We start from the raw sequence: 1,423 nt of genomic DNA, 5'->3' as shown, positions 1-1,423 counted from the left end.
TTTTTTTATGACCAAATACTCTTCAGAATTCAAAGTCAAACTAGTAAATGAATACTTTGATGGACAAATTTCTATACTAGGATTATCAAAAAAATATGGATTGCCCAGCAAATCTCCGATTTATTGTTGGGTCCATGAGGCGGAAGCAAATGGTCTCAATTATTTGATAAATAAAAAGTCTCATAAAAAATATTCTCAAGAGTTCAAATTATCCGTGATAGAATATTATAAATTACATGAGATCAGTCGCCTTGATACTGCAATTTATTTTAAAATATCACCTAGCCAGGTTAATTCATGGATCTATAAATATAATCATTATGGTGTTATTGGATTGAGGCGTCGTCCCAGAGGGAGACGACCGTTAATGACCAAAAAGAAGAAACAAGCACGCTTAAATTCCACAAAAGAAGAGAAATACAAACAGGAAATTCTTGAACTAAAAGCCAAACTACACGATACCGAAATGGACCGTGATATTTTAAAAGCACTAAAGACCTTGCGAGAAAACGATCCCGATTTGAGAAAGCAAAATTAGTCAAATCATTACTTAATAAATACACGCTGAACGAGTTATTAATTAAGGTCGATCTGCCAAGATCAACTTATTATGAACGTCTTAGTAAGATTGATAAAACAGATAAATATGCCAAATTAAAAGAGTTTATTGTTAAGACATATCACGATTCAAACTCAACCTACGGTTATCGTCGAATCTGGAAGGAATCCCTCAAGGTCGGATTCAAAAATTCTCCAGAAACGATTCGACATTTAATGACAAAATTGAAATTAAAAGTAGTTATTTTTTCAAGGCATACATCTGGATACTGTTCCTATAAGGGTAGTGTTGGGAAGATAGCTCCTAATACTATCGAGCAGAAATTCAATGAGATAGAACCATTAAAAGTATTACATACAGATGTAACTCAAATACGTTTACGAAAAGATAAATGGGGTTATATATCCGCCGTGCTGGACCAGGCCAGCGGCGAGATATTGTCTTATTCAATAAGCTTGAGCCCTAACAAATTACTGATACTAGATACTCTAGAGAAATTAAAACAAAATATAGATCCATATTTGAAACCGATTCTTCACTCTGATCAAGGATGGCATTATCAACTTAAATACTATCGAGACGCACTAAAAACAATGGGAATTGAACAAAGTATGTCTCGAAAGGGAAATTGTCACGATAATGCCCCTATGGAGAGCTTCTTTAATCTGCTCAAAAGAGAATGCCTTTACAGATATAATATCGATGACTTAGAAGACTTAAAGAATCTAGTCAATAAATATATCCACTGGTACAACAATAAACGTATTTCTTTAAAGAAAAATGGATTGTCTCCTGTAGAATACAGGAGACAATCCATGATTTCTTAAAACTTATAAAAATGTCTAACTTTTTTATTGCACTTCA

General features: G+C 33.2%; 1 protein-coding gene and 1 pseudogene. Both read left to right on the top strand.

The window, feature by feature from the left end:
* The coding region (locus EKM64_RS11305; RefSeq protein WP_164505373.1) for a helix-turn-helix domain-containing protein at positions 1 to 538 on the top strand (538 nt) is incomplete at its 5' end.
* Between the two features lie 5 nt (positions 539 to 543).
* Positions 544 to 1,386, top strand: a pseudogene (locus EKM64_RS11300) (IS3 family transposase); the annotation flags it as partial.
* Between the last annotated feature and the right edge of the window lie 37 nt (positions 1,387 to 1,423).

Source organism: Companilactobacillus keshanensis, from assembly GCF_003946205.1.
Lineage (GTDB): Bacteria > Bacillota > Bacilli > Lactobacillales > Lactobacillaceae > Companilactobacillus > Companilactobacillus keshanensis.
This window is presented reverse-complemented; position numbering and strand designations above follow the sequence as displayed.